The following is a 7,082-nucleotide window of genomic DNA, read 5'->3' as shown; positions in this document are numbered from 1 at the left end:
GGTCGGCTCCGCCACCATAAATCCCGACTTGCTGACCGCCGCCGAGCGCATCCAGTATGAGGGCTATCTTCGGCGTGAGGACACCAACGCGGCAATCCTCAAACAGGCTGAGACGGGCGTCTCCATAAAGGAGATCGTACGGCTCACTGGACATAGTCGGGGTCTCGTCCGCAGGGTATTGCGAGGTCAGCGATCCGATGTGTTCAGGGTGCGCGAGAGCTCGCTCGAGCACTACCTGCCATGGCTGGATGTTCAGTGGGCCGCTGGCCATTGTAATGGCGCCGACCTTTGGCGTCGCCTCAAGGCGCAGGGATTTAGAGGCTCGGTGCGAGTCGTTGCCGAATGGGCGACACGCCGTCGGCGTGCCGAAACGCCCGATGCTCAGAACCTGCAGCGCGTACCATCCGCGAGAACGATCGCCCGCCTGATGACCAATGGCCGCGATACGCTCTCAAAGTCAGAGACCGTCACCATTGCGGCGATTGAGCAGGGCGTTCCTCTCCTGGTGGAAGCTCGAGAGATCATAGCCGCTTTCCATGCGATGATCCGCAAGAAGGCTCACGGAGAGCTTGAACCATGGTTGGAACGAGCATGCGCAAGCCTCGTCATGTCTTTCGCCAACGGCGTCATCAAGGACAAGGCCGCCGTCAGCGCAGCGATCACGACCTCCTGGTCCAACGGACAGACCGAAGGCCAGATCACCAAGCTCAAACTGGTCAAGCGCCAAATGTACGGACGCGCCAAGCTCGACTTGCTGCAGGCTCGGCTAATCGGTGCCACATGACCCGTGTTGCACCAAAATTGCGTCAGAGCCAATTTTGGACGCCGATCCCCCGGCTTAGGGGGTCAATATTGCAAGCCGAATGACAGACAAAGCCCTTGCCTCGCCTTTTTACGCGTGCTCTGGGCACTCTTAGCACGCGCCCCGTTCGCAAGCAGGCCGTCAGTTCGCGGCGTAGCGTTCCCCGGCCTTGAACGAAGAGAGCCTGATAGATGGCTTCGTGGCTGATGCGCATCGTGTTGTCGTCCGGGAAGTCGATCGGCAAGCGTCGGGCAATCTGCTCCGGGCTCCAGCCCTTGGCCCATCGCCGATCTCTTCGCGGGCCATGCCGGCGACCGTTCCACGGAACGACCGGACCGGGAACGGAAGCGCCGCTCGGTGCCACGACGACGCCGGCAAGTCTCTCCTCCACATAAGTGCGCAAGCTTTTGTTGAGCGCAAGTTTGGTCAGTTTGGGGCGACATGCCGATCGGTCTGCATGCCACTGGGCAGTCGTCGCACGATACTCCAACCCGCCGCTTCTGGTAGCTGCATTGCGTCGCAGTTCACGGGAGATTGTCGAGGCGGACCGAGCGAGGCGGCGCCCGATTTCTTGCATGGAGTGGCCCTGCACCTTGAGAAGTGCGATCTCCTCGCGCTCGGCAAACGACAGGTACCGCCCGGAGAGCGGCTTTGCCGAGGATCTGAACATTGCTGGTGGCATGCCGCCCGCCTTTCGGAACAATCTGTATCCGACAGGCTGCGATACTCCGGCTTCAAGCGCAGCTTCTTCACTGCTTAGCCCCGCGGCAATCCCCCGCCAAAATCTGCTCTGTTCATCACGCCCCGCAACTTGCGGCCGCCCCGGCGATGGCATTGGCGCTCGTCCAGATCGTGCCGATCTCCGTCCTCCAATACTCATCGCAACCTCCAATGTGCGAGTGTTGCGACGACCGTTTGAATCCGCCCAATACGTCTCGATCAAATACACCGAGCGCCTGGCCGAAGCTGGCATCGAACCTTCCGTCGGAAGCGTCGGCGATTCCTATGACACTCGCCGAAACCATCAACGGTCTTTAGAAGGCCAAAGTGATCCATCGGCGCGGGCCGTGGCGCAGCTTCGAGGCCGTCGAGTTCGCGACCTTGGAATGGGTGGACTGGTTCAACAACCGGCGGCTCCTGGAGCCCATCGGCAACATCCCGCCGGCCGAAGCCGAGCAACGCTACTACGCCATGCTGGAACAACCAGCTATGGCGGCATAACTTAAACCAAATGGCCTCCGGCAAACCCGGGGCGGTTCACTGCGCCGTTTTCAATGGCCGAATATAGTGTCCGGATTATTTAGTCCCCGGGCTGGCTAACAAAAACACTCAACATCGCACTGGACTGTTGTTGGAACAGCATTGTGCCTTCCTCAGAGAACGCAGCTGTTAATGCGAGAAGATCGTACGGAGATCTTGCTCGGGTAAACGAGTCAACGAAGCGCAAGATGAACTTCATATTCGCTTCAGTCATCTCCAGCAGTTTTTCTTGTTGAGGCCACGGGAACATAGAGGCAGTGGGGCCAGTGCTGAAACCGTGTTTGGCGTTCTGATCCTCCACCGTGGACTCAGCCGAAACAACCTCGTGTGAGGCTTCCGTCGCAAAATGTTCCGTAACGTTTGCGATCTCCTCGAGAGGATCCACGGCCCCGATAGGTTCGACCTTCGGAGGTTGCACTTTCAGGTCCTCGATTTTCATGTCCTTCTTAGAAGACTTGGACAGGCTCGTTGAGCTCTTCAAATCACGGGTTTTGGTCCGTTTACTCATCTGGCAGCTCGTTTCAAGTTATAGGCTGACATGCATATGGAGCACGATCCACATGTAAAGGGCTGCTGCACGTGGGTTCCATGCATTTTGCTCTAGTGATCAAAGGTTCGATCGCCTCGAAAGAGGACCGTCGGGCCTTCTCTCAAGGGATAGTAGTGAAGCGCTAGTGGGCCTCGTTCTGCGTGACCGATTTGGCAGATGACAACATCTCACCGCCAAACTCTTTCATGTGATCTTGAGCAGTGGAGAATTGCGACGTGAAAAACTCAGTCTGGAGCCGCATAAATTCCTGGAGGTCAGATGCCTGAATCAGCTTTCGGGTATGCTCAAACGCAGCTTTGAGATTTTGCTCAGTCATCGACAGGGTTTTCTTCGAGACCTCTTTGGCAGGACCCGGGACCATCTCTACGGATTTTGCTGCTGCGTCGAGGAAACCAGCGATTGCCTTTTCGGCCTGATCGACAGCCTTTTCAGCCAATTCTCTGACTTGTGATGGTATTTGGATAGTTGCGTCTGACACCATAATCCCCTTTATCTTAGATCGTAGAAATCGTCTGTCTTAGTAAAGAGGCCAGACAAAGGCGGTCGAGTCGTCGCACTAACATTGTGAGTTGCTCATCAGCAGCAAAGAGGAGGCGCAGCAAGGCAGAGGAGTGACATAATAACATCTTCTTTGGAGGGCCAGTGCTTCGGGCTGGGTGTCGGATGAATTTAAGCGCCGCCTTTGGCGCCCCGTTACCGGCATGATGATGTTAGTGATGAAATGCCAACCCCGGCTACTGCAGCCTAGGGGATGAATCAAAACGGGCAATTCAGGACAGGCAATTCAGGATTACTACGCTGTTCCGAGTCCGGAACTAACAGCCGCTAGTTGCTTGCCGGCTGCCACGTATTTAAGCCGCTAGGAGCATGTCCGAATAACCGGCCGCCCGGGCGGCGGTGCAATTCTTGAAGTAGACGTCCACCTTGGTGGGCTTGGCATCGTCTTCATCGCCGACGACATTCGCAATTGTCGCCTTGTCCTTTGCGATCGGCTTTTCTTTGGCGTAGGCGACACCGGTCAGTAAGTTGAGTCCAGTGAGCGCAAGTGGCAATTGGCGTTTCATTTTCACTCTCCGTTTGTCGGGGTCTCCTGACGCCTCAACCCCGGTAGGCCGAGGCCACCGGAGTGTAAGGGTTAGTGGGTACGAAAAATCGCCGATGAACTCGCACCATCCAGCTTCGCTGCAGCCGCGCCTGCGCGTTGCAGCTCCGCCAGCATTTCCTCGAGCCAGCGGAGGCGCGCCATGATCTGTTCGGCAGTCATGTCGGCGTCATCGCGATCATTTCGCGCGTCAGGCATAGGTTCATGGTCTTGCTCCCTTGCCAGTTTTACTGACGCCGGGAGGCCAAGGCCGCCGGGGTGTGGATGCTCATCACGCCGTTTCTTCAAGATCGAGCACGGCGCCATAGAGATTGTCGGTCACAATGGTTTCCAACAAATCGCTGGCCAGCCGAACCTCGTCCACGCCCATCGAACGCGCCTTTTCACGCAGCGAGATCATGACATGTTGGTTCAAATCCAGCTTCGCATCTGCCAGCGACAGGTCACGACGTGGCATGCGTCGCCCGCCTTGGCGCAACGAAATACCGCGCCTCGAACATTGCACCTGCAACGATGCTGGCGTGACGCCAAACAGTGCGGCAATTTGTGTCCGGTCCAATCCCTGCTCGAGTAAGGCGGGAATGCTGTCGTATTTTTCCTGAGTTAGCACCTTGATGCCTTGCATGTTCAGCTGTCCTCGTTCCGTTCAATCTGCGCGATTTCGTATGCCCGCATGCTCACTGGTACGCCTCTCGATCTAGACCCACACCGTGCGTAGCTACGCCGCCCGCGCGACGAGGCTGTTTGCAAGCGCGACCAGTTCTCCGTGCATCTTGACGTCGCCGACTGCCAAACAATGCTTGGCGAGACGTTTGGCGGCGATTGACAACGCAACGAAGCCGACCGGTTGCCTTAGCGTCGCCGCGATGTCGCGAGCATCGTCCGCCTTCTTGCGGATGAAGTCGCGCGGGTCCGGATTGATTGATCGGGATGGCGCAGCGCCGTGTAGGTAATAGTCCGCGAAAGACTCGGCCTTGTCGGCGAGCATACCAGCGACCGAGTCCACGGGGGCACCAAGCGCGGCGTTAAGGGAAAACGGGGTCATCGATACCTCCTTCTTGAAGTTGTTTATTCCTTAATAAATTGCTTCCCAAGGAACTACTTGTTATTGTCCGCCAAATGAAAGTTTTAAACAAACAACGAAAATCCACTTGGCGATCAACAAGCCGACTATCGGGTCTACCGACCGTGCAAGGAGGATTGACGAGACTTGCCGTTGATCGCCTGCGCCAAGCGGGGATCAAATTGCAGCCGCTGTTGTCGGGGGTTGGATTGACCGTCGACCAAATCGATGAACCCGAACGACGCCTTAGCGCCTCCAAGCAGATCGCGTTTCTTGAGGCCGCCGCCGAAGCGCTTAACGATAATTTGCTCGGTTTTCGTCTCGCTGAGCAGTTCGATCTTCGAGAGCTTGGACTGCTGTACTACGTCATGGCAACTGCCGACACGCTCGGAGATGCGTTGAAGCGCGCCTCGCGGTACAGTCGCATCACCAATGAGGCCATTATATTGGAATATCGAGAGGGGCGCGAGCCTGTGCTGCGACTGGCTTATGCGGGAATTCCACGCCATGCGGATCGGCAGCAGATGGAATTCTGCGTGATCGCGATGGTCCGAGTGTCTCGCGCATTGAGTGCTCGTCGGTTCTTTCCCTCGCGAGTGTCCTTGGTTCATGTCCGGCCTAAAGGTAACGCCAGGTTTGCCGGTTGGCTTGGGAAAGATATTGAATTTGGCGGCGATACGGACGAGATCGGATTTCCGCACGGCTCATCGGAATGGCCGTTGGCCGCTGCGGATCCGCGCTTGAGCAGAATTTTGCTCAAAACCGCCGAAGAGACCCTAGGCGTGCCCAAGAAGGACAGGGGCGCGTTCCGCATCGCGGTTGAGAATGCAATCTGTCCGCTGCTGCCGCACGGTCAGGCGAAGGTGGACGTTGTTGCCCAGAAACTTGGGATGAGTGGGCGAACCCTCGCGCGCAGACTCGTTGAAGAGGGCGCGACATTTAATGACATCCTGCAACAGCTCAAGGCAAGCTTGGCGATCCGTTATCTAGAGGACCAGGACATGCCGATTTCGGAGATAGCTTGGCTTCTCGGTTTTGAGGAGGCGAGTTCCTTCACTCACGCCTGCCGTCGATGGACTGGCAAGTCGCCACGTGAGTTTCGGCTTTCCAGCTGAGCCGAGTGTTGTGCAGGCAAGCACAAGGCCCCGGAGCAATCCGGGGGCGTAATGGCGGGGTGCTATCCTCCGGTCATGCCACTTTCCCTCCAACACCGCCGTACTGCTTGCCGACCGCACCCGCGATGTCCGCACCGTGACCACCGTTGTCACAGAGGTGTTGGAGGTCAACCCGGACACGAGCCGCTTGACATTGAGACCGCGCTGCGCACCGCCAATGAACAAGCGTACCCGGTGGCCAACCGCACCACAGTCGGTTGCCAGATTGTCCTCGGTACACCGGCCTGGCAGGCCGCGCTTGATGTGCCGGGCTCACGTCGAACAAAACTGGGCGGCTAGCAGGCGCAAGTCCTGAGCTTCGAGCGCATGCCGGAATGGCTCCGGTCAGTCTATCAGGCCGACGCGATCAATGTATGCTTGTCCCCAGATGACTGACCGGAACCGCATCATCTCTCCTCGTAGTCGCGGTTGCGCTTCCAGGCGCTGGTCAATGGCTGGCCGCATCAGACAGCCCAAAGGCCCCGGGGGCTTGGGGGCTGGATCCCAGGGCCTTTGAAACTCCGCTCGCGAGGTGGGTCAGGATGATTCGCCACCCGGCGAGACGCCGGTTTCACGTTGCTAGATGCAACCGATTCGGGAGGCCGAAATGAGTCAACATGTCGAACGGTTTGCGGCAGCGGCTTCGGGTCTGGCGCGAGCGGAGCGGGATGGCCGCCGGGGTCGATTTCTATCGCCGGGTCGGCGGCCACACGAGGGCGGGAGAAAAGTTAAAGCGGCCTCTCACCTCGGCCGGGCGGCAGAGGCAAACCCAATTCGCGAGCTCGTCGTCTAACGGAGGCGATGTGACGTCCAATCTCTCGCGCCATCGCCGGCACTCGTTCCTTCCGCTGCGCGAGTTCGATCAGCAGCTGGGTCTCTTCTTCGGTCCATTTGCGGGGTTTTGCGGGCTCCATTTTCGCTCCACGGATCGATCCGGCATCAGTCTAAGCGGTAGATACTCAGCTCGAAGCAGCGACTGCGGTAAATCGACGCCCGCTAATGTTGAAATTGATCCGCAACGTTACATTGCCACATGACGTTATATCCCCACATAAACAGGGCAGCTTCGATTTCTCTCGGAGTCGCGTGACATTCTTTCGCGACTTGCCCGATTATCTGCGACGCCCATCGCACCATCGTGGCATGGCGGA

At 57.9% G+C, this 7,082-nt stretch carries 8 protein-coding genes and 2 pseudogenes; 3 read left to right on the top strand and 7 right to left on the bottom strand.

Features of this window, described 5'->3' with window-relative positions; translation table 11 throughout:
• Positions 1-784, top strand: a 784-nt coding sequence (locus C7G41_RS36465) for a transposase (protein WP_146159896.1), incomplete at its 5' end; no start/stop codon positions are given.
• Between the two features lie 85 nt (positions 785-869).
• Here C7G41_RS36465 and C7G41_RS36460 read toward each other — a convergent pair.
• Positions 870-1,682 (bottom strand): annotated as a pseudogene (locus C7G41_RS36460) (transposase); the annotation flags it as partial.
• Positions 1,683-1,725: 43 nt separating this feature from the next.
• Between C7G41_RS36460 and C7G41_RS36455 the strand changes: the two are divergent.
• Positions 1,726-2,023, top strand: a pseudogene (locus C7G41_RS36455) (IS3 family transposase); the annotation flags it as partial.
• 79 nt (positions 2,024-2,102) lie between these two features.
• Here C7G41_RS36455 and C7G41_RS36450 read toward each other — a convergent pair.
• From C7G41_RS36450 to C7G41_RS36430, 6 genes are all read right to left on the bottom strand, one after another.
• Entirely contained in the window at positions 2,103-2,570 is a 468-nt protein-coding gene (locus C7G41_RS36450) for a hypothetical protein (RefSeq protein WP_146159895.1), read from the bottom strand.
• Positions 2,571-2,733: 163 nt separating this feature from the next.
• Positions 2,734-3,048, bottom strand: a complete 315-nt coding sequence (locus C7G41_RS36445; RefSeq protein ID WP_245446904.1) for a phasin family protein — start codon at positions 3,046-3,048, stop codon at positions 2,734-2,736.
• A gap of 415 nt (positions 3,049-3,463) precedes the next feature.
• The gene (locus C7G41_RS36440; RefSeq protein ID WP_106947027.1) at positions 3,464-3,676 is read right to left on the bottom strand and encodes a hypothetical protein; all 213 of its coding nucleotides are present in this window, start codon (positions 3,674-3,676) and stop codon (positions 3,464-3,466) included.
• A gap of 71 nt (positions 3,677-3,747) precedes the next feature.
• Positions 3,748-3,876: a hypothetical protein gene (locus tag C7G41_RS38960; protein ID WP_306768098.1), complete on the bottom strand. Its 129-nt coding sequence runs from the start codon at positions 3,874-3,876 to the stop codon at positions 3,748-3,750.
• 109 nt (positions 3,877-3,985) lie between these two features.
• Complete coding sequence (locus C7G41_RS37205) at positions 3,986-4,339, bottom strand: hypothetical protein (RefSeq protein WP_146159894.1); 354 nt, start codon at positions 4,337-4,339, stop codon at positions 3,986-3,988.
• Positions 4,340-4,432: 93 nt separating this feature from the next.
• A complete protein-coding gene (locus C7G41_RS36430) occupies positions 4,433-4,759 on the bottom strand; it encodes a hypothetical protein (RefSeq protein ID WP_146159893.1) in 327 nt (108 codons plus the stop codon).
• Positions 4,760-4,914: 155 nt separating this feature from the next.
• Here C7G41_RS36430 and C7G41_RS36425 point away from each other — a divergent pair, with 155 nt between their 5' ends.
• Positions 4,915-5,892 (top strand): AraC family transcriptional regulator, encoded by a 978-nt coding sequence (locus tag C7G41_RS36425; protein ID WP_158268091.1) that lies wholly within the window; start codon positions 4,915-4,917, stop codon positions 5,890-5,892.
• Positions 5,893-7,082: the final 1,190 nt, after the last annotated feature.

The organism is Bradyrhizobium sp. MOS002 (genome assembly GCF_003020115.1).
In the GTDB taxonomy this organism is placed as follows: domain Bacteria; phylum Pseudomonadota; class Alphaproteobacteria; order Rhizobiales; family Xanthobacteraceae; genus Bradyrhizobium.
This window is presented reverse-complemented; position numbering and strand designations above follow the sequence as displayed.

What these genes read in the sequence shown, in the direction of transcription:
- C7G41_RS36450 (WP_146159895.1), bottom strand. Translation starts at nt 2,570, where the DNA reads ATGAGTAAACGGACCAAAACCCGTGATTTGAAGAGCTCAACGAGCCTG.
- C7G41_RS36440 (WP_106947027.1), bottom strand. Translation starts at nt 3,676, where the DNA reads ATGAAACGCCAATTGCCACTTGCGCTCACTGGACTCAACTTACTGACC.
- C7G41_RS38960 (WP_306768098.1), bottom strand. Translation starts at nt 3,876, where the DNA reads ATGACTGCCGAACAGATCATGGCGCGCCTCCGCTGGCTCGAGGAAATG.
- C7G41_RS37205 (WP_146159894.1), bottom strand. Translation starts at nt 4,339, where the DNA reads ATGCAAGGCATCAAGGTGCTAACTCAGGAAAAATACGACAGCATTCCC.
- C7G41_RS36430 (WP_146159893.1), bottom strand. Translation starts at nt 4,759, where the DNA reads ATGACCCCGTTTTCCCTTAACGCCGCGCTTGGTGCCCCCGTGGACTCG.